Source organism: Legionella sp. PATHC032 (assembly GCF_026191185.1).
GTDB lineage: Bacteria > Pseudomonadota > Gammaproteobacteria > Legionellales > Legionellaceae > Legionella.
Genome location: NZ_JAPHOV010000001.1, coordinates 1,000,891 through 1,022,217 on the forward strand (window position 1 = coordinate 1,000,891; position 21,327 = coordinate 1,022,217).

The following is a 21,327-nucleotide window of genomic DNA, read 5'->3' on the forward strand; positions in this document are numbered from 1 at the left end:
TTAATTGGCTCTTAGTAAATCATTAATGCTTACTTTCGCACGAGTTTTTTCATCAACTTGTTTCACAATGACAGCACAATATAAACTGTGACTTCCATCATGACTTGGCAAATTGCCTGCAACAACTACTGAGCCAGCGGGAATTCTGCCATAGCTTATTTCGCCGGTGATTCGATTGTAGATTTTAGTACTTTGACCTAAAAATACTCCCATCGATATGACGGAGTTTTTTTCTACGATAACTCCTTCCACTATTTCGGAACGAGCACCAATAAAACAATTGTCTTCAATGATGGTTGGGTTGGCTTGCAATGGTTCTAAAACACCCCCTATACCTGCGCCACCAGATAAATGGACATTCCTGCCTATTTGGGCACAAGAACCAACCGTTGCCCAGGTATCAACCATTACTCCTTCATCAATATAGGCGCCTATATTGACATAAGAAGGCATTAAAACAGTATTTTTGGCAACATATGCTCCACGCCGTACCATGGCGTGAGGCACGACTCTTACTCCTGATTGTTGAAACAACTCATTACTACAATCAGTATACTTTAGCGGTATTTTATCGTAAAACTGGCAAAACCCCGCATCTATGATCTGATTAGGAAAAAGTTTAAAGGATAAAAGAACTGCCTTTTTAAGCCATTGATGAACCATCCATTCGCCATTTATTTTTTCAGCGACTCTGAATTGACCATTATCAAGACCATTTAAAACTTCATTAATGGCATTGAGCAGATCTTGGGAGGCTGTGTTGGGCGATAAATTTTGACGGTTTTCAAAGGCTTGTTCAATTAGAGCTTGCAGTGAGTTCATGTTTTATTCCTGTAAAGAGGCTATTAAATTATCTTTTACTGCCCATTGTTCATTTAACCATTCTTTGAATGCATTTTGTGCCTGGAAATCATTAACGAGATTTACCGATGTAAATTGCGCAGGGATAGGGAGTTGACGAATAATGATTTTAACCTTTTTCACACGTTTGCAAAGAAAATCCCAAAGAGAATGGTTTTTTTCTGCATAAACGATAGTGACGTCAATCAGGCTTTTTATTTGTTGTCCCATCGAATTAATGATAAAACTGATGCCGCCTGCTTTGGGTTTCAATAAATAATTATAAGGAGATTGTTGCTGTTCCTTTTTTACTTTAGTAAAACGAGTACCCTCTACAAAATTCATAATAGAAGCAGGGGTTCTTTTAAAAGTTTCTATCGCTTTTCTAGTAGAAATTAAATCTTTTCCTTGTTTATGAGGTTTTTTAGCCAAATACTCCTTACTATAGCGCTTCATGAATGGGCAACCCATAGCCCACCAGGAAAAACCAAGTAGAGGAATCCACTTTAACTGATCTTTGATAAAAAATTTTAAAACGGGTATTTTTCTGTTAAACAAACGTTGAAGAATAACAATATCTAACCAGCTTTGATGATTGGCAACAACTAAATACCAATCTTTAGGCGTTAAATTATTTAACCCAGAGATTTCCCAATGTATTTTTTGTGCCTTATCCACATAAAGGTTATTTATTCCACACCAAAAGGTAGCAATCTTATCAACACAACGAGTGCAAAGGGATTGCCAGTTTTTATTAGGAAATAATTTTAATAATCCAACAAATAATATGGGGATAAAACAAAGAGTAGTGGACACGATCAGGGCGAAAATAGCGACAATCGCATGGAGTTGCCCGCCATTTTGTTTATTTTTTTGCATGAAATACTTCTCCTATACACATCTGCCTTGGTTCTTTGTAACAGTCAGAACCAAGATTTACATCTTTTAACTTAAAGCATGCTCCAGATCGGCACGCAGATCATCAATGTGTTCAATACCTACAGATAATCTTATGAAGCCATCTTCTATGCCTAAAGCTTTGCGTTGTTCGACTGGAATAGAGGCATGGGTCATAATTGCGGGGTGTTCAATTAAGCTTTCCACACCTCCCAGGCTTTCAGCCAAAGTAAATAATTCGCAGCGAGCTAAAAATCGTTTGGCATCTTCAAGATTACCCTTAAGTACGATGGATATCATACCACCGAAATCGTTCATTTGTTCCTTGGCCAGAGAATATTGCGGATGACTTTTTAATCCGGGATAAATGACTTTTTCAATCTTGGGGTGGGTGCTAAGCCAGTTAGCCAGTTGGTTAGCGTTTTCACAGTGTCTTTGCATACGAAGAGATAATGTTTTTAAGCTTCTCAGAACCAGGAAACTGTCGAAAGGACCAGCTATAGCTCCGCATGAATTTTGTAAAAAGGCAATTTTATCAGACAACGCTGGATTGTCACCGACTACAACGACACCACTGACCACATCAGAATGTCCGTTGAGATATTTAGTTGCTGAATGAAGAACAATGTCAAACCCGAGCTCAATGGGTCGTTGAATCCAGGGCGTTGCAAAAGTGTTATCAGCAACTGTAATCAAATTATACTTTTTTGCAATAGCAGCGATTTTTCGTAAATTGGCTAGTTTTAGCATGGGATTAGAAGGGGTTTCCAACCATAGTAATTTGGTTTTCGGAGTTATTGCGGCTTCAACATTTTCTGGTTCTGACATATCAATAAAAGAAAAGGATAAATTGGAAGTTCGTGTTTTTACTTTATCAAAGAGCCGGAAAGTTCCGCCATAAAGATCATCCATGGCAAGAACATGATCTCCGGAATCTAACAAATCAATAACCGTATTGATGGCAGCCATACCCGAAGCAAAAGCAAATCCTTTTTGGCCTGATTCAAGACTTGCTATGCAATCCTCATAGGCCTTTCTGGTGGGGTTTTGGGTACGTGAATATTCATAGCCAAGATGTTCCCCAGGAGCAATTTGCTTATAGGTAGAGGTAGCATAAATAGGGGTCATCACTGCCCCTGTACTTTGACATGGTTCTTGTCCAGCATGAATTGCACGTGTATCGAAATGAGTCTTATTCATTTTTTATTCCCATAAAAATATTTAAATTCAAAGAAATACCAATAGGCAACCAAGGAATTGGTTAAAAATTATACTTTTGGATCTTTTTTTGCTAAAGTTCATAGTATAAATGCCGATATTTTTATAGAGCCATTCTAGAGAGGGATGCATGCGTAGGCAAGAAATCAATTATGAAAAAGTTGCCAAGGCCGCAGAAAAAATAAAAAAAAGAGGCATAGAGCCGTCTGTAAATGAGATTCGTGAGGAACTTGGGTTAGTTGGGAACCATCCGCAATTGTCAATTTTGTTGGAGGAGTGGTATCACAATCAACCAGAATTTAAACGAATAAGTAACACGCCTTTGACTAATAATATTAATTTAAATACCGATGAAATTCGTGAAAAGAATATAGAACTCGAAAAATCAATTTCTCTGTTACGGGCAACACTCGAATCCACCGCGGATGGAATTATGATGGTTAATGGACATGGGGCTGTTGTGGATTGGAATCAAAAGTTTGTAGAAATGTGGCGAATTCCTTCTTATATGATGGAGTCAGGAAAAGAAAGTATCAGTTTTGAATACATACTTGAGCAACTTATTGATCCACAATCTTTAATTGCTGATGTGCAATATCTTTATCAAAATCCTGAGTGGCAAGGTGAATTACCTGAGCTTCATTTCAAAGACGGTCGGATTTATGAGCGTTTTACTCAGCCACAGCGTGTGGGCTCACAAATTGTGGGGCGAGTATATAGTTTCCGTGATGTTACTCAAAAAAGGATGGCTCTGGATGAATTGAGAATACGAGAACGTGCTATTGAAGCCAGTACACATGGAGTGGTGATTATTGATGTAACAAAAAATGAGAACAAAGTCATTTATGTCAATCGAGCTTTCGAAAGAATCACAGGGTATATGGAGCAACATGCTTTAGGGAAAGGTTTGCTTACCTTGCTAGGTTCAAATTTAGAGGAGGTAAACCATAAACGCATTGAACTGGCGATTAGGGAAAGTAAAGAAGAAACAATTGAAATGGAAAGCATAAAACGAAATGGAGAACTCTATTGGTGTGAAATCAGCGTTGCTCCTGTTAAAGATTCTTTTGGCTATGTGAAACATTATATTTGTATTTTAAATGATGTGACTCAAAGGCGTGATATGGAAGATCAATTGCTGTTGCAAGCAACTTACGATTCCCTGACTAATTTACCGAACCGTGTTCTACTGATGGATAGAGTTGAGCAAGCCATTCTACAGGCAAGAAAGAACAAGACAATTTTGGCGTTTTTATTTTTGGATTTAGATCGGTTTAAACTGACTAATGATACTTTAGGACACAGCATGGGGGATAAATTATTACAAGCCATTGCCAATCGATTACTCATTGTTACAGAGGATTTTGATACTGTTGCCAGGTTGGGGGGAGATGAGTTTGTGATATTACTCACAGACATAGATAATATGCTGGAAGCTGAAACAATTGCACAAAATATTTTAAAAGCTATAGAAAAACCTATTCAAATAGAACAACATAGTTTGAAAATTACAGGTAGTTTGGGAATCAGCTTTTATCCCAGAGATGGCGATGATTACGAATCTTTGATGAAAAGTGCTGATTTGTCTATGTATCATGCAAAAGATACTGGAAGAAACAACTATCGTGTCTATGAACCTGAAATGAATAGGCGAGTCATTAATCATATGCAATTAGACAATGCGTTAAGGGATGCTTTAAAAAATGATGAATTATTTCTTGTTTATCAACCATTGATAGATTTAAAGCAATCCAGAGTAGTCGGATTTGAAGCTTTAATGAGATGGCACAGCAAGATACTGGGACTTGTTAGCCCGGCAGATTTTATACCCATGGCAGAAGAAAATGGCATGATTTTGGAAATGGGTGAATGGGCAATGAAGCAAGCCTGTATTCAAGTAAAAGAATGGCATAAGGCTGGCTTTAAAAATTTAAGCATAGCAGTGAATCTTTCTGGAAGGCAGTTTCGACAAAAAAACTTGCCGGAAGTTGTCTCGCGAGTATTAAAAAGCACTGGCTTGCAATCGAGATTTTTGGAACTTGAATTAACTGAAAGTTTGTTGATAGAAGACATTGATCATGTTGTAGATACCATGTATGCATTGAAAGACATGGGGACTAAATTAGTCATTGATGACTTTGGCACAGGATACTCAAGTTTGTCTTATTTAAAGCAATTTCCCGTAGATAAACTGAAAATTGATCGTTCGTTTATTACGGAAATGGCAAGTAATCAGAACGATGCGGCTATTGCCAAAGCGATTATTAACCTGGGCCACAGTTTAAATCTTCAGGTTCTCGCGGAGGGAGTTGAAAATGAATTTCAAAGAGACTTTATAACATCTCATGGATGTGATTATGCCCAAGGATATTTTTATAAGGCTCCTGATACTCCCGAAAATATATTAGAATTTTTAAAAAGTTTATCTGAATCGAAAATAAAATAATGACTAATTCTTTAAGTGAAGAATTCTTGGTGTCTCTCAAAACTCAAATCCCATCATAAATCTTTCCAAATCGGTATGTTTTTTGCAAGAAAGTGTTACGTTAATCGAGTAGTTTCTATCGACTTTGTTTATTTTATCTTTCATGCTGTTTATATGAAGGGCAAATATATTGAACGACTTAAAACACAGGTTGAGCCTGAGAATTACTTTTATTTGAGCAATATTTTGATTGAATTTGTGTATTTTTTAAGGAGATTCGGAACAGATGTAGTGAAGATATAAAATGGGTTGGGAGGATAAATGAAGCACATTACCATAATTGGGGCCGGGTTAGCGGGAACTTTGTGTGGTTTATATCTTGCTAGAAGAGGCTATCAAGTAGAGTTGTTTGAATCAAGATCAGACATTCGTAATAGTCCGACTGATTATGGACGCTCCATTAATCTTGCTTTGTCGTGCAGAGGAATTACCGCTTTAAAAGCAATGAACCTGTTGGATGAAGTAAATAAAATCATGGTTCCAATGCGGGCAAGAGCTATTCACGAAGCCAATGGTGAAGTTCATTATCAACCATTTGGACGCCACATTGATGAATATATCAATGCTATTTCTCGTTCTGATCTCAATGCTTTGCTTTTAAATAAAGCGGAATTATACCCTAACATTAAATTACACTTTAATATGAAATTGCACTCTTTTGATATTCATAATAAAAAAATTAGATTTGAAAACAAAAATGGTGATTTTGTTGAAGCTTCATATCATAGACTAATTGGCGCGGATGGTGCGCCATCTCATGTAAGAGATGTGCTGAAAAATGAGGGGATAGTTAGCGCAAGCAGAGATTTTTTATCTCATGGATACAAGGAACTTTCAATTAGCAAAAAACATACAACAGGGATGGCCAGAGAGCATTTGCATTTATGGCCACGTGATTCGTTTATGCTATTAGGTAATCCCAATCCCGACGATTCAATTACAGGTTCTTTGTTTTTAGCTAATGAAGGTAAAGACAGTTTTGCTGAACTGAATAATGAAGAAAAATTACATTTATTTTTTAAAACGCAGTTCTCTGATGCTTATGCAGCTATGCCAAATTTGGTTCAAGAATTTTTTGGTAATCCTACTGGACATTTGAGTACTATCCAATGCTCACCCTGGTACTATAAAGATGAATGCTTATTAATAGGTGATGCGGCACATGGGATAATTCCATTTTTTGGACAAGGAATGAATAGCGCATTTGAAGATTGTCGCATTCTTGATGAATTACTGGATGAATATCAGGATGACTGGTCGCAAGTAATCCCTGTTTTTTATGAACAAAGAAAAGTGAATACTGATGCAATAGCAAAAATGTCTATGGGTAATTATCATGAGATTCATTCTGACATTAGAAATCCAAAATTTATTTTACAAAAGCAGATTGAACGGGAGCTCATGTTGCGATACCCGGAACATTATGTTTCTATGCATGTTCTGGTTATGTTTACCAATACCCCGTACGCCAAGGCAATGGCAATAGGCGAGTTGCAATCCGGTCTTTTAGAGCAAATTTGTTTTCCAATAACTGATATTAAGGAGATAAATTGGCAAGAAGTAGAAAAACTCCTTAGCGCATATGACAAAAATTTGGCGAAAATTATTTGATTTAATTTAGATCATTCATTTTAAATGAAATTTATAGTCAAAGTTTTGTCAGTAAAGATGGATTCAGGGACATTTTTCTGTCGCTACCTGAGGGTTATTAGCGCAAAGAATAAAAAAACAGCTCCATTTTTGTTTAATTAATGTACTATTTGTCAAAAAAGATGGCACGCCTTCTGCAGTATAAACTTGTCAAAACAAAGTTTATATGGAGTCTGTTATGAAAACTGTTCAAGCCTATATTGATTCAAAACAACATGAGTTTATGAATCATCCTTTCTTCAATATTTTAGAAGAATTAAATAGTATAGAAGAAATCAGTTATTTTGTCCCGGAATTAACATTTTGGGCAATGACTTTTCAAGATATACTTCGAATTAATGAAGAAAGAGTAACTGATCCTTATTTAAAGAAAGTAGCTCGACATCACAGATTAGAAGATGCAGGACACGAAAAATGGTTTTTAAGTGATAAAAAATACATGGGTGAAATATGTAATAACAAGGCCTGTGATCGCGATGATGTTGCCTGGCTATACAGTAAGGATTCCCAATTAGTACGCGATGCCGCTTATTCTATTATGTCTGAAATTTATAAAATAGAAGATGAAAATCTGAATATTGTCTTGCTGTTGACCTTGGAGTCATCAGGACATGTATTTTTTGAAAAAGTTGTCAAACAAGTTAAAAAGACGGGTGAAGATAAAAATCTGAAGTATTTTTCAAGTTCTCATCTGGAAGTAGAATTAGCGCATGCTTTGTTTGAGGAGGAAATGGAAAGAAAAGTCTATTCCAGAAGATTGCCCATTAGCACTCGTAGAGAAGCACTAAGGATGGTAGATCGTTGCTATGATGCATTCAGCAAGATGTTTGATGGATTGATTCTTGCTTGCAATAAGCGATTGGAACTGGCGAAAGAAAGGAATCAACATGTCACAAAATCAGTGGAGCTTAGAGAAAATCAAGCAGTATAAGGAAGATACCGGACAAGCGTTGCTCAGTGATGAGCAATCGCTTGTTTTATTTGGGCAGGATTTTGGCAAGCTCATTCAATCAAAGCCGGTAGCCGTATCCGTTCCTCAAAGTATCGAGTCATTGCAGTCGTTAATTCTATTCGCCAATCAATATCGTTTACCTGTGACTATTCGCGGTAATGGTTTAAGTCAAGGTGGCCAATCATTACCGGTTCCTGGTGGATTAACAATTTCTATGCAGTCTTTCAACAAACCACTTGATTTGAGTGAAGATCTCATTTGGGTTGAAGCCAATACCAGTTGGAAGAATCTGCTTGAAAAATCATTACTGAAAAATAAAGCTCCCTATGTACTGCCTTATAACTGTAATTTGTCGGTTGGGGGTGTTTTATCTGCAGGAGGAATAGGGGCTTCTTCTTTCAAATACGGTGTTATTAATGCTTATGTTTCAGCATTGGAAGTGATTGATGGCTTGGGGAGAAAGCAAATCGTTGAAAAAAACTCACCACTATTTCAAGCCTGCCTTTCAGGGCAAGGTCGATTTGGTGTCATTACCAAAGCATGTATTCAGTTACGATCGGTTCGGCCTCGTGTCAAAACTTTCTTTCTGGTTTATGCTGATCAGAATCAATGGTTTGAAGATATTTATAAAATACAGGGGAAAGTAGATTATATGGAGTTATTTTGCACTCCTTCAATTCAGGGAGCTCGATTGAAAGAAGGCAAACGTGTTCCCATGGCTTATTGGTTGTATGGTTTGCATCTTTCTATTGAATATGATCAGCATGCAGAAGATATTTTAGGGCAGCTTAAGCCATGGAATGTTCTAAACATACAGGAAGAGAGCATTTTATCTTATTTTTTAAGACATAACTCTCGTTTTGACATGATGAAGTTGACAGGACAATGGGATTTGTTACATCCTTGGTATGAATGTTTTATTCCTACCTCATTTTTAACAGGAGTACTTCCTCAACTGTTAGAGGAATTACCACTTCATTATGCCAGTTTGGTCCATGTTGTTCCAATTGCCAAGCGAAAGGCCGGGTTTATGATGTTACCAGATAGCGACTCAATTTGTGAGTTTATGATTTTAAACCCAGGAGTACCTTATTCTTTAGAGGATAGTTGTCTGAAGGCAATTGAGACTCTCGATAAGTACTTGCTGAAAAATAATGGTAAACGCTATTTATCAGGATTCTTAGGTACAGAATTACCAGACAATTATTGGTTAAAGCATTTTGGAGAAAAATACGATTCGTGGGTAGGTTTGAAAAAACAGTATGATCCAGCAGGGATTTTTTCATCGATATTACATCAAGTATAAAGAGTATTGTGCAAACCCATCCTTTGTAACAGATACCGATGTGAGGTGGCCGATCTGATGTATAAAGGTATGAATTCAACCTGGATAAAGATATATTATCTACAGGGCTTACGAACCCCTTAATCTCTTTGTTAAAAATGTTTTTAATTCGGTCATTTAGTTTATCTAAACTCCTTCATTAAAAATATTTTTTACCTTGACCTTGGGATTTTTTGTAAGTCCTGATCTAGTGATCTTGAAGTGAGGATGATAAAGATCTATTTTGTGGTAGGATGCTATATATCGATATTATTTAAAGAGAAGGATGAATTTGTTTTGATAGGTTTAACTGGGATTGGAAACGTATGAAATTTGACATTCAATTTTTGTTTTCAGCCAATTATGCTAAATGGATAATCATTAGTTTAATCTCCCTGTTTGGTATTTTGATTATTTTTGAATGGATTACCTTTTTTTATCCATTGACTTCTGTTAAGGCTATCCCAGTTTCAAATACAAAATCTATTGCTGGAATGAAAGAAGAGAATCTAAATTATATTTTCAATACGTCATTATTTGGAGTTTATGTACCTGCAGACTTGAATGAGGATAATGTAAAACAATCGATGTTGAATGTTACTTTGGTCGGTATTCTTTTTGCAGACAAGATAGAAGAGTCTCAAGTGATTATACGTTCTGCCAGTGGGGAAGAAAAAACCTATAATGTAGGAGATAAGATTCCAGGTGGCGCAACAATTAAACGTATTATGCCAGGAGGAGTGCTTGTTGAAAGAGATGGCACTTTAGAAAGTTTAAGTCTTCCGAAAAATGATTTAACCTTTGAACCTGTCGCTAAGCCTTTAAAAGAGGAATAAATGGCATGCAACGCATCATTAAGTTATTCATTCTAATAATTTTTATTCCTATGATGGCTGCCTGTATTAATGGTACCTTAAATTTACGAGAAGGGATCCAATGCTTTAAAGCACAGGATTACAGGAAAGCATTCATTCGCTTAAAACCGGAGGCTGAAAAGGGAAATCCGGATGCTCAGTATGCTGTAGGTTACATGTATTATTATGGTAAAGGTGTAGTAGAAGATAGAAAAAAAGCCCGTTTCTGGATAACCTGTGCTGCAAGAGCGGGCCAACCAGATGCCATAGTTGCTCTTGGAATTCTTGATCGTCAAGCTAGCCGGGATAGAAAACTATTTCAAGATAATAATTTGCAACATTTTCCCGTTGATAATGGTTTGTAAATTTTTTCTTACTTTAAGCTAATTTCTTTTCTTCGAGTGCTTTCTTAAAAAACATGGGTAAAACCCGGGAGAGGTTAGTTTTCGCTAACTGTACGCGTTAATAATCAAAGAAGCCATGTAACAAAAATACACAAGTAAAAGTACCCCCCCAGGCCAGGAGGATGTCTTTTTTTGATAATAGTAATTTAAAAACAATAAAAGTAAGGTAATGGAAAGCATCACTGGCATGTCACGCCATAATACCACGCTGCTAATTTTAGTTGGGTTTAGTAATCCCGGGATGGCTAAAATTAACATGAGGTTATAAATATTTGAGCCAATTATCGTACCAATCGCTATAGAATCTTCTCCTTTGATAGCGGCAACAAGGGCTGTTGTGAGTTCTGGCAGGGAGGTACCTATAGCAATAATGGTCAAGCCAATGGTGAGTTCACTTATACCAATCCATTTCGCAATTTCAGATGCATTATAAACTATGTATTTTGAACAAATAGGCAGAATCAATAAACCTATTGCGATACTCAATAAATTAGAGGCTGTTGAACGATAGGAAAGTATAGCAGGTCTAAATTCATTAACTGATAAATTTTTTTTATGTGAGTGATTAGCCAAATAAATGAAATAACAGAGTACTGCTATACATCCGATCAAAAAAAGGCAACCATCTATAGTCCCCAAGTAACCATCAAGTATTAAACTGTATGCAAACAGCATGGCAATTATCAATATTGGGTATGCTTTTTTTAGTTTATTGTAATCGAAAGAGGTTGGTTTGATAAGGATTATAATCCCTAAAATCAAGCCAATATTCGCAATGTTTGAGCCAATGGCATTTCCAATTGCCATATCATCTTTGTCTTTTAAAGAAGAGATGATAGAGATAAATAATTCGGGGGCACTTGTACCCAAAGCAACAATGGTCAAGCCAATGATAAGTGGCGATAATTGAAAACGAATAGCCAGCCCTGAGGCACCAACAACCAGATGATTGGCAGCCCAAAGAAGGGCAATAAAGCTGATAATCAAATTCAGAATAGGATTCATTTTTGTACTCGATATTTTTTAGTGATAATAATACGAGAATGGTTTATAGGATATACTTATAAGTATTAAGTTTAATTTTATATTTAGGTTCTGTCAGGACGCAAAACCTTTATTTTTGTGCTCCTTAGCATCTTTCACTACGGTACTGGATCTTTAGTGCTTACGGTCCCCAAGGCCAAGGCAAAAAATGTTTTTAATGAGGGAGTTTTGATAAACTAAACGACGGAATTAAAAACATTTTTTAACAAAGAGATTGGAGAGGGGCGTAAGTCCTGGAATAATCATCGTGATGTTAAACAGGCAAGACTAACACTTGAAAACTCTACCAGGAGCTAGCGTAATCACCGTGCTAATAAAAAAAGTGCTCGGTTTTCATGAAAAGGGCAAATGCGATAATCAAAACAAATAATTAAGGAATTTATAGAATGTATTGACAATTCCCCAAGCAACGTGGCGTAAACTATTCGCGCTACGTAGCTTGAGGGAACAAGTTGCCAACAGGTCTTAATGAATAGCTAAGGAAGGCGGTTGAATTTCTTCAGTTGGCAGATGTTCTATCTCTAGAGTTTTCTGTTCGGGTAATTTGCTTTGAGATACAAGCATCAGCATACCCATGGTTGCAAGAATCAGTCCCAGGATTTGTACGGCACTCTCAAGCCTGAATGATATGTTATTGTCACTGGACTCAGGGTCTACTTTGAGAGTGTTGCCGATTAAACCATTAATACCCTTTATTACATCTTCCGGCTGTATACTTTTGATCTTTTCACATACGGCTTCATTTGCAGCCTTTGAAACATCCTGGGTAAAACGCTCAACAGCACCATTAAAATGTTTGGACAATACTTCTATACTTTGTTCAGAATTGAGGCCAATATTACCCAACAATTTCTGCATTATACCTGTACTGCCAGCCAACGAGGTACTTGCCTCTGTTTTTTTCTTTGAGTTTAGAGTAGGGCTAGATACCTCTTCAATGTCAGGGTTATTTGTGGATAAATCATTACCACCATCTTTGATGGTGTCATCGGAAGGAGACAAAGCATTCAGCATTCCTTGTTTCAAACGATTAACAGCAGCTTTTATGACTACCTCGCCAATAAACTCTTCTGTTGATTTCTTCAAATTACTTCCTACTTCAACAACTCTATTTTTAATTTCAGTTGAAAAATTATTAATGACACGCGAAACAGTGGATAATATAGACATAATGTTTACCTCTCTTGTTAAGTGCAAATAAATAATAAGGAGAGAACATTAAGTGAGCATTAAGGAAATGTTAAGTTTGTAACATTTCTTTACAAAAAAATGTAAATTAAAAGTAATTGTTCATTATTTATTAAATAATGAATAAATAAACTCTTTGTAAATTTTTTGTTAGATTGTATTGGTTTATCCGGATTTAACAGCTAATACACCACTTGGTGTTTTTTAAATACTTCTTCATTAGGCACCACCCAACATTAATTTGGATAGTATCAAGGTGGTTGGTTTGGCAAGACCCAGTGTTGGCAATGTTTCTTTTGTAAACCATTGTCCGCTGGATTCAGAGATAAAATTACTCGTAGACTGTATTCTTATACTCAACGCAGTTATTTCCAAATGAAAATGGCTGAAGCTGTGTTTAAACCGGGTAATTAGCTTCGGGTTTTCTCCCTGCGACCTGTAGAAGAGTTGGATATGCTGAATCGGGCAAGTTTGGTTATTTATACTGGGTAAACACCATAAGCCTCCCCATAACCCTGTGGGGGGCCTTTTTTCCAGATAAACCTGATTTTGTTGATTATGCAACACCAGGAACTGTTGTGATAACGTTGGCCGTTGTTTCTTTATTTTTTTTGTTGGATAAAGATGTTGTTTTTTATTTTGAAAGGCTTGGCAATGATTTTTAACAGGGCAACGCAAGCATTGAGGATTTTTACTTGTGCAGCATGTTGCTCCTAAGTCCATAATTGCCTGGGTATAATCTGCACATCGTTCATTGGGCATACAGGAAGATGCAAGCTCCCATAGTTTTTTTTTAACCAGGGCTTGTTCTGGCCAACCTTCGATTAAAAAAAATCGAGATAAAACTCGTTTCACATTCCCATCTAAAATAGCAGCTGGTTTATTAAAAGCTTGTGAGAGTATCGCTGCTGCTGTCGACGGTCCTATTCCTGGCAGTTGAACTAAAATGCTCAGATCTTCAGGAAATATACCGTTATACTCGTCGCTAATTATTTTTGCTGTGTTGTGAAGATTTCTGGCGCGACTGTAATAGCCTAACCCTGACCATAGAGAGAGCACCTCATCTTCCACTGCATTAGCAAGTAAAAAAATATCAGGGAAATGTTCTATAAAACGATTAAAATAAGGAATAACAGTTTGAACTTGAGTTTGTTGTAACATGATTTCCGACACCCAAACTCTGTAGGGAGAACGGGGTAATTGCCATGGTAAATCCTTGCGTCCATGCTGGTCATACCAATCAAGCAGTAATTGACTGAAAAGTTGATTTAAAGAGTTTGTACTCAATGGATTAACTCTTTAAGTGGTTTTTGTATTATTTTTAAAGGTTTTGTCAGAGCCGATTTGATCGCTAATGAACTTAATACAGGACTAATTGTTTTAAAATCTGGCAAAACTATGGGATGTTCAACTGTGCCAGATACTACGAGTGGGAAATAGCCGCCCAGTGCTTGTTGAATTTTTTGTAAAGTATTGTCAGTACTATTGTCGTTTAATGTGGCCTTAATATTGGAATTTATTTCCTGATTTAGCAGATTAATTCGACCTTCTCCATTCACCTGGAGTTTGTCAGTCTGCAGCAAAAATGAATCGCTGCTAATCGTTCCGGATTGTAGCTGAAATTTAAAATTTGCTAATTTAAATTTGGTATTACCTTGTGTGTTTTTATTTTGATCCCAATCCGCTGATTGAGTCAGTTTTTTTATGTTATCTGGAGTTTCAGTGATAAGTGAATTAAGTTTTATTTTTAGATTGTTAAGTAATTGATCAAGATTAATATTATAGACCTCTCCATCTTTGAGCGTAATGGTTCCCTTACTAATAAGGTTCTCAACATTGAGTGTTTTCAAGGGTATTGCGGCATGAATTGAGTAATCTAAATTACCACTAATTGCAGGATGTTTTAATAAAGAAGTGATTAATTCTTTTCCATCTAAATTGGTTGCCGTTTGATTAAGTAATAATTGTTGGTTAGCGATTACATACTTCATGTCTCCTATCGACTCACCATCATAGAGTGATAAAGTCAGAGGGTTAAATTGGATGTCTCTTTTATGAGTTTTAATGGTGGTATTGATTTTTTTGATGGCGAATTGATTCAATAAAATATTTTGTATTTGTAGTTGTCCTTCTAGGGAAGAGTTATTTATTCCTGAATTGAGTTCATCAATAATTGAGGGAGATAGGCTAACTCGACCTTTAAAATTAATATTAGCTTTGGCTATCTGTAAAAAAGCAGCATCAGTCAACTTAGCTTTAACTTGTAATGAAAAGGGCGAGTTTCTTAAATTAAATTGTTCCGCCCCGATTTGAATATTTTTTAAGACAGTAGAATGTCCTTTATTGTTAAGGGTAATTTGTCCATGGCTTAATAATAATTTTTGAATGGCAAATTGCTCATTGGAGTACGTTACTGTGTTGTATTGATTAGCATTTTTTTCAGAAGAGTAGCGTTTTTCATTATTTTCTTGATTGATAAATAATTTTAGTCCATCAATGTTAATTTCACTAAATACAAAATCTCCTCTCAACAAAGGAGTAATTTTTAAATTTAATAGCAAGGTATCAATCTGAAGAGAATAATGGTCATTTAAATTTTCATTACCTATATGTATCTTACTGAATTTGAGTCCAGGTCTTGGGAACAATTGCCAGGAAATACTCCCATCAATTTGACTTTGCTTATGAGTGATTGCTGTGATTTTATTGCTAACCAACTGTTTAATGGTTTCGGGTTTAATATTTTTTGCTAAAATCCATAAAGTAATCGATACGAAGATCATTAAAGCAGTAAAGGCAAGTAGAATTTTTCCTAGCAATTTCATGGGATAGAACCAGAGTTTAAAAACCAAAGCATATAGATAAAGGAGTTTCTGTCAAGAAAGATTTAAGACTATATTTGTCCATTCTAACAAATTGAGAAAATATTCTCAAAAAAATTCTGTTTAACTATTGAAACTATCATATAGGCAAATTAGACTGAATAAGAGAGGTTTTTTTTTGGACTTTTGAGTTAATGAATTACCAGTTCATTTGTTCATGTACTAGTCCTGGTTCTAAATTTAACAATATCAGAGACTTTTTAAGTCTTTGAAGGTCAAATATGACTTCATGCGTGTTTGTGAAGAAAACTCTGTATCAGTCAAAATAATGACTAAGATTCTAAATTGAGATGAGACGTTGATTTTAATAGTTGAGATGTAATCAGGAGGAGTTAATTAAATCAAGGAGAGCCTCATGCATCAAAGACAATCCGAGATAGTAGTGTTGAAGCCTACTAATTTATTTTTATCTTTTCTAGCGTCACAATTACCGGAAGCTAATTTACCCAGTTTAAAGTTATTGCATACTGATAATACGGCTTATGTTATTCCCAAGCATGATTCTGACGATGATACTCTTAACGAGATCGAAAAGCATTTTACTACAATGTTCAGACATGAAATTTGTCGTTGGTTAGGTCGTTCTGCACATAATGAAATTGAAACAAGTTTTCTTGATTTTTTGTGTTGTTTTAAATTTGAGTTGCATTCCCATATTATTTTAATGGAACCCTCTTTAAAAGAGGGACACCAGATGTTAAATATCAAGCCTCGTTCAGCGCTTTTAGAATGGATGAAATGTGCTGTTGAAGATCAAGAGGAGCTTTCTGATGTTATGAGTCGGGTAAACTTGGCTCAGATAGCAGAAAATTCAACGGTTATTGTTAAAAACTTTACAACTATAAAAGATGTAAAGCCATTTATAAAACATTATTTTAAGCCAATATTTGAAACGACTATGAGCCGGATAAGCGGTCAATCAATACAATGGCCACAAGTCAATTCATTTCAATCGTTCAGTCGGTATTTTGCTGTTGAAATACACACCCAATTGATACATTTGCACTATTAAGGAGTTGACTATGGAACCAGTGACTATAGCCCTCATCTGTGCTGCGTCGTTTGGAGCAGTTGTAGCATTATCCGCATTTATCAGACAGCTATTATTAAGTAGAGATAAAAATTTAAATGACGAAGCTCAGAGAAAAGCAATAAATCAGGAAGCCGGCGAACTGGAGAAAATGAGAGAACAAATGCAAAGCAATAAACGATTTGATTCTCATTATAAAGTTCTTGGTGCGAATAAAGATGCGATTATCTATCTGGATAATAAAATTGAGGATATTTTACGTAAAAAAGCTCAATTAGTGGAACGGTATGCACAAGTATCTCTCAAGGAATCAGGAGCCATAGTTGAGGGGGGAATCTCGACAGAACGAAAGGACGCCTGTGACAGGTTAAAGAAGGAGATAGATGAAGAAATAAAATTCTATGACGGTGAATTGCTCCATCTGCAACAAAGGCGAACTTCATTGTGGGATACTCATACGGATTTACAAGAATATTTGTTGGGTCAGGAAAAGTCACGTAATGAGAGTCTGGATCATCTTTACAAGCAACATACAGCACTTTTAGAAAAAATATATATTCGGCATACTGATGACAGTGAAAATATTGCTAAACAAAGTATCGATGCTGGAACTGCCTCATTTAAGACAATTATTTTGGCACCTATACAATTCTTGCTGCAATATTTTAATATTTCATCAGGTATTAATTTTGACCAATCCAAATTGGAGAATGCTGCGCGAGATGATGTTGATAAAACGGAAAGTGATATCAATGATTCTGAAAATAACGACGATGAGATTTATAGTGATACCGATGTCAATTCTGACGATGAGTCTAATCGTTCAGATAATGAAGATTCTCGAGATGAATCAGATTCTGAAAATGACTCGAGGCTAATATTTGCATAAAAATTACTCTTTTGAGTTAATTGATGACATCTATGAAAGGATATATTACAATACCATGTTTGTACTTAATGATATTTCTTGAATAATTCATGAAAGTCTTTTGTTTAGGTTTGGGCTTACAATTAATATAGAAGACTTGAGTTTAGAGATAGCAGACATAAGGTTTATGTGTCTGTTTTTTCTAAATTTAAGTATTAGCTAAAAAAAGGATGAAAAGTGGTCTACATAAAACGAGATAAGGATGGTCGGATTTGTGCCGTATATAGCCAGAAGACCTCAGATGTAACGGAGCAAATTGACATTAATGATGCAGAATTTGTTGATTTTTTGTTGCGTTGTGAAAGCGATAAAAAATTAAAATTTCTACAATCCGATTTGCAAATGATTCGTGTACTTGAAGATTTGATTGATGTTTTAATAGATAAAAATATCATTACTATTACAGATTTTCCACAATCAGTAATTGATAAATTATTAGCGCGACAGGCATTTCGCAAGAGATTTGCAAGCCGTGCAGGTATGGAGTTAAATGGAGATGATGAGACAACAACGTAACTTATTACTTATCCCTTTTGTTTTATGTTTTATCCTGGCAAGACCCGTTTTTAGTTTAAATCTGGATGCGCTTCTTCCAGATGAACGAAATACAGTTGAAGTATTTCAAAAAGCCTCATCCAAAGTTGTTTATGTTCATCGATTGGCAAATGCTACTGTTCAGCGTCGTTACGCGTTACAGAAAACGCATATTCCTGATGGTGCTGGCTCCGGTATTATTTGGGATAGCAAGGGCCATGTTGTAACCAATTTTCATGTCATTAATGGTGCAGATGACATAGCAATCACCTTGGGAAATATGACTGTCCCTGCGAAAGTGATTGGTTCAGAGCCCCGCAAGGACATTGCTGTCCTTGAAATTAAATCACTCAAGGCTTTGAATTATTTGAAATCATTTCAACCCTTTGAAATAGTCTCTCTTAATGATCTGATCGTTGGTCAAAAAGCAATTGCAATTGGGAATCCTTTTGGGTTGGATCATAGTTTATCAAAGGGCGTGATTTCTGCCTTAGGTAGAAAAGTACCTGGTATAGGTGGTGTAACAATTTATGATATGATCCAGACGGATACCCCCATCAATCCCGGTAATTCCGGAGGTCCTCTATTAAATAGCGCAGGCCAATTAATTGGTATGAACACCATGATTTATTCACGATCGGGTTCTTCTGCAGGTATTGGTTTCGCTGTTCCCGCGGAAGATATTCAGAAAATTGCATCTCAAATTATTAATCATGGTCGAGTGGTATTATCTGGTATTGGTATTCAACGAGTTGAGCCACATCTTGCTCAAAGGTTGGGTGTTAAAAAAGGTATTTTGATCGCTGATGTGGTGCCTGGAACTCCCGCAGACAAATTGAAGTTAAGAGGCACTCATAGAGATCAATGGGGACGCATTGTTTTAGGAGATGTTATTGTGGGGGTGAATGCCCATCCTGTTCCAAACTACGACGCCCTATATAATTTGCTAACAGAAATCAAGGTGGGAGAGCAAATTACTGTTTCAATAATAAGAAATGGTAAGAAAATGGATGTCAAAATGAAAACTATTGATATTGCAGCGCTTTAACTCTCTTCATTTTTTCCTGTTTATGATTCCCCCGGAATGGATAATACTTCAAACCGGGGTTCACTCATTTTTCTTAATGCTATATGATATAGATCAATAAATAGAATGAGGCTGTCAGGATGTTACTAAATAGAGCGGATTCTCTCTTGGTCTTGATTGATGTACAGGAAAAATTAACTCCGGCAATATTAAATGTCGAGCCTTTTTTAGCACGATGTGAATGGTTAATAAAATTAGCCAGAAAACTGGATGTGCCTGTTCTTGCTAGTGAACAATATCCTAAAGGTTTAGGTCGAACCGTATCTCCTTTAAGCTCTTACATTAATCAAGAAGAATGCATTGAAAAAGTTCATTTCTCATGTATGCAAGAACCGCAATATATTAATCTCCTGAAAGGATATAATAAAAACCAGCTTATTCTTATCGGAATTGAGGCCCATGTATGTGTGCTTCAAACTGCGTTAGAAATGAAGGGCCATGAATTGGATGTCTTCGTTGTTGTCGATGGTGTGAGCAGCCGTTCTGAGTTTGATTTAAGATACGGTTTAAAAAGGATGAAACAGAATGGGATCCATTTGATAACTGCTGAAATGGTACTGTTTGAGTGGTTAAGAAAAGCGGGTACGCCAGAATTTAAAGCGATTAGTAAAGAGTTTTTGCAAGAGGCCTAATAAAATAATGCTTTTAAGCGGAATAATAAAATTGGAATTTAAAGCGGTAGAACTTTGGAGAGAAAATGAATTTCGATAATCAGATTGCTCTGGTAACTGGTGGTGCCTCAGGTATGGGTAAGGCTTGCGTACAATATTTACAACAGCATGGCATGAAAGTTGTGGTCTGGGATAAACAGGAAAGTTCCTCAAATGAAGCGCAACTTTATGTTAGTTGTGATGTAACCAGTGATGAATCTGTTGAAAAGGCAATGCGACAAACCATCTCTCAAGTAGGAGTACCAAGGGTTTGTATCAATTGTGCAGGAATTGCTCCAGCAAAACGCATAGTAGGAAAAGAAGGGCCAATGCCTTTGGAATCATTTAAGCAAGTAATAGATGTCAATTTAATAGGTACATTCAATGTTATGCGAATAGCTGCACATGCTATGTCAGGATTGGAGTTGGAAAACAACTCTCGGGAGCGAGGTGTCATAATCAATACAGCTTCCATTGCTGCTTTTGAAGGACAAATAGGGCAGTCAGCTTATAGTGCGTCAAAGGGTGGAATAGTATCAATGACCTTGCCAGCAGCACGTGAATTAGCTCAATTTGCAATAAGAGTAAATACCATTGCGCCGGGGTTAATAGCAACTCCTTTACTTTTAAATATGCCTCAAGAAATTCAAGACAATTTGGTTGCAACAGTGACTTTTCCCAAACGTCTGGGTAGACCAGAGGAATTTGCTTCCTTAGTGGGGCATATTATTGAAAACGAGATGATTAATGGAGAGGTAATTCGTTTGGATGCAGCTCTCCGTATGCGTTGAGTAGTTATGCTCGACGCATCATAATAGAGAGCTATTTTAAAAAATACTAAGGCTTATATTTCTTATGCTTCTTCATGGTGGCTGCTTTCAGAAGGACTTTCTAAATTCCCGTTAGAAGTGTAAACACTGACAGCATCAGATTTATTTCCTGACAAGGCATTGACAATTTGTTGACGGGTATACATGTTATTCGCTATGACTTGTCCATTAATGGTATTTAATTCACGACATAGATTTAATTTTTCTGCAAGAGTGTTATTTAAATGATTAATTTGAATGCCATCTGCTGTAGTACAATTTTTGAGAAAATCAGATAACAGGTGTCCATGAGGTTTGTCGCCGGGATTTGATTCTTTTATCAGATCTATGCGTTGTTTTGCACTTGCTTCTAATTTATTTGATAATTCTTGTTTTTTCTCGGCTAATGTCTCAAGCTGATTGAATTGGCGGGTAGAAAGTATCTCTTTTTCTTCAGATAATAAAGTATTAAGTTCTTCTACCCAGTTTATTTCCTGTTCTAATTGGGTTATTAATGTTTTAGCTTTGTTGTTATTATTCATCAAGTCGTC

Annotated in this window: 20 protein-coding genes; 12 read left to right on the forward strand and 8 right to left on the reverse strand. The window is 36.2% G+C overall.

All coding sequences use genetic code 11. From position 1 onward, the window contains the following. The 3 genes from dapD to OQJ02_RS04620 form a co-directional block, all read right to left on the reverse strand. Positions 1–822: a 2,3,4,5-tetrahydropyridine-2,6-dicarboxylate N-succinyltransferase gene (dapD, locus tag OQJ02_RS04610; protein WP_265718074.1), complete on the reverse strand. Its 822-nt coding sequence runs from the start codon at positions 820–822 to the stop codon at positions 1–3. A gap of 3 nt (positions 823–825) precedes the next feature. Beyond that, a complete protein-coding gene (locus OQJ02_RS04615) occupies positions 826–1,719 on the reverse strand; it encodes an acyltransferase (protein WP_265718075.1) in 894 nt (297 codons plus the stop codon). Positions 1,720–1,785: 66 nt separating this feature from the next. Further along, a complete protein-coding gene (locus OQJ02_RS04620) occupies positions 1,786–2,937 on the reverse strand; it encodes a trans-sulfuration enzyme family protein (protein WP_265718076.1) in 1,152 nt (383 codons plus the stop codon). A gap of 148 nt (positions 2,938–3,085) precedes the next feature. On the opposite strand from OQJ02_RS04620, the gene OQJ02_RS04625 reads away from it, so the two are divergent. From OQJ02_RS04625 to OQJ02_RS04650, 6 genes are all read left to right on the forward strand, one after another. Next, positions 3,086–5,401 (forward strand): EAL domain-containing protein, encoded by a 2,316-nt coding sequence (locus OQJ02_RS04625; RefSeq protein ID WP_265718077.1) that lies wholly within the window; start codon positions 3,086–3,088, stop codon positions 5,399–5,401. 300 nt (positions 5,402–5,701) lie between these two features. Further along, complete coding sequence (locus OQJ02_RS04630) at positions 5,702–7,051, forward strand: FAD-dependent oxidoreductase (protein ID WP_265718078.1); 1,350 nt, start codon at positions 5,702–5,704, stop codon at positions 7,049–7,051. 217 nt (positions 7,052–7,268) lie between these two features. Continuing rightward, complete coding sequence (locus OQJ02_RS04635) at positions 7,269–8,021, forward strand: hypothetical protein (protein WP_265718079.1); 753 nt, start codon at positions 7,269–7,271, stop codon at positions 8,019–8,021. Next, positions 7,978–9,348: an FAD-binding protein gene (locus OQJ02_RS04640; RefSeq protein WP_265718080.1), complete on the forward strand. Its 1,371-nt coding sequence runs from the start codon at positions 7,978–7,980 to the stop codon at positions 9,346–9,348. The genes OQJ02_RS04635 and OQJ02_RS04640 overlap by 44 nt, the downstream gene beginning before the upstream one ends. A 344-nt stretch (positions 9,349–9,692) precedes the next feature. Further along, entirely contained in the window at positions 9,693–10,202 is a 510-nt protein-coding gene (lspC, locus tag OQJ02_RS04645) for a type II secretory system protein LspC (protein WP_265718081.1), read from the forward strand. A gap of 5 nt (positions 10,203–10,207) precedes the next feature. Next, entirely contained in the window at positions 10,208–10,585 is a 378-nt protein-coding gene (locus tag OQJ02_RS04650) for a tetratricopeptide repeat protein (protein ID WP_265718082.1), read from the forward strand. 84 nt (positions 10,586–10,669) lie between these two features. Here OQJ02_RS04650 and OQJ02_RS04655 read toward each other — a convergent pair whose 3' ends face one another. The 4 genes from OQJ02_RS04655 to OQJ02_RS04670 form a co-directional block, all read right to left on the reverse strand. After that, positions 10,670–11,629: a calcium/sodium antiporter gene (locus OQJ02_RS04655; RefSeq protein ID WP_265718083.1), complete on the reverse strand. Its 960-nt coding sequence runs from the start codon at positions 11,627–11,629 to the stop codon at positions 10,670–10,672. A 504-nt stretch (positions 11,630–12,133) separates the two neighbouring features. Continuing rightward, entirely contained in the window at positions 12,134–12,865 is a 732-nt protein-coding gene (locus tag OQJ02_RS04660; RefSeq protein ID WP_265718084.1) for a type IV secretion protein Dot, read from the reverse strand. A 210-nt stretch (positions 12,866–13,075) separates the two neighbouring features. Beyond that, on the reverse strand, positions 13,076–14,143 hold the full coding sequence (mutY, locus tag OQJ02_RS04665; protein ID WP_265718085.1) for an A/G-specific adenine glycosylase: 1,068 nt from the start codon (positions 14,141–14,143) through the stop codon (positions 13,076–13,078). After that, complete coding sequence (locus OQJ02_RS04670; protein WP_265718086.1) at positions 14,140–15,681, reverse strand: AsmA family protein; 1,542 nt, start codon at positions 15,679–15,681, stop codon at positions 14,140–14,142. The genes mutY and OQJ02_RS04670 overlap by 4 nt, the downstream gene beginning before the upstream one ends. A gap of 412 nt (positions 15,682–16,093) precedes the next feature. Here OQJ02_RS04670 and OQJ02_RS04675 point away from each other — a divergent pair, with 412 nt between their 5' ends. From OQJ02_RS04675 to OQJ02_RS04700, 6 genes are all read left to right on the forward strand, one after another. Then, positions 16,094–16,750, forward strand: coding sequence for a hypothetical protein (locus tag OQJ02_RS04675; protein WP_265718087.1), 657 nt, complete (start codon positions 16,094–16,096; stop codon positions 16,748–16,750). 10 nt (positions 16,751–16,760) lie between these two features. Beyond that, on the forward strand, positions 16,761–17,657 hold the full coding sequence (locus OQJ02_RS04680) for a hypothetical protein (RefSeq protein WP_265718088.1): 897 nt from the start codon (positions 16,761–16,763) through the stop codon (positions 17,655–17,657). Positions 17,658–17,873: 216 nt separating this feature from the next. Beyond that, complete coding sequence (locus OQJ02_RS04685; RefSeq protein ID WP_265718089.1) at positions 17,874–18,212, forward strand: hypothetical protein; 339 nt, start codon at positions 17,874–17,876, stop codon at positions 18,210–18,212. Next, positions 18,187–19,278, forward strand: coding sequence for a S1C family serine protease (locus tag OQJ02_RS04690; protein ID WP_265718090.1), 1,092 nt, complete (start codon positions 18,187–18,189; stop codon positions 19,276–19,278). The genes OQJ02_RS04685 and OQJ02_RS04690 overlap by 26 nt, the downstream gene beginning before the upstream one ends. A gap of 119 nt (positions 19,279–19,397) precedes the next feature. After that, positions 19,398–19,949, forward strand: a complete 552-nt coding sequence (locus OQJ02_RS04695; protein WP_265718091.1) for a hydrolase — start codon at positions 19,398–19,400, stop codon at positions 19,947–19,949. Between the two features lie 65 nt (positions 19,950–20,014). After that, the gene (locus OQJ02_RS04700; protein WP_265718092.1) at positions 20,015–20,758 is read left to right on the forward strand and encodes an SDR family NAD(P)-dependent oxidoreductase; all 744 of its coding nucleotides are present in this window, start codon (positions 20,015–20,017) and stop codon (positions 20,756–20,758) included. A gap of 62 nt (positions 20,759–20,820) precedes the next feature. Here OQJ02_RS04700 and OQJ02_RS04705 read toward each other — a convergent pair whose 3' ends face one another. Next, on the reverse strand, positions 20,821–21,318 hold the full coding sequence (locus OQJ02_RS04705; protein WP_265718093.1) for a flagella synthesis protein FlgN: 498 nt from the start codon (positions 21,316–21,318) through the stop codon (positions 20,821–20,823). Between the last annotated feature and the right edge of the window lie 9 nt (positions 21,319–21,327).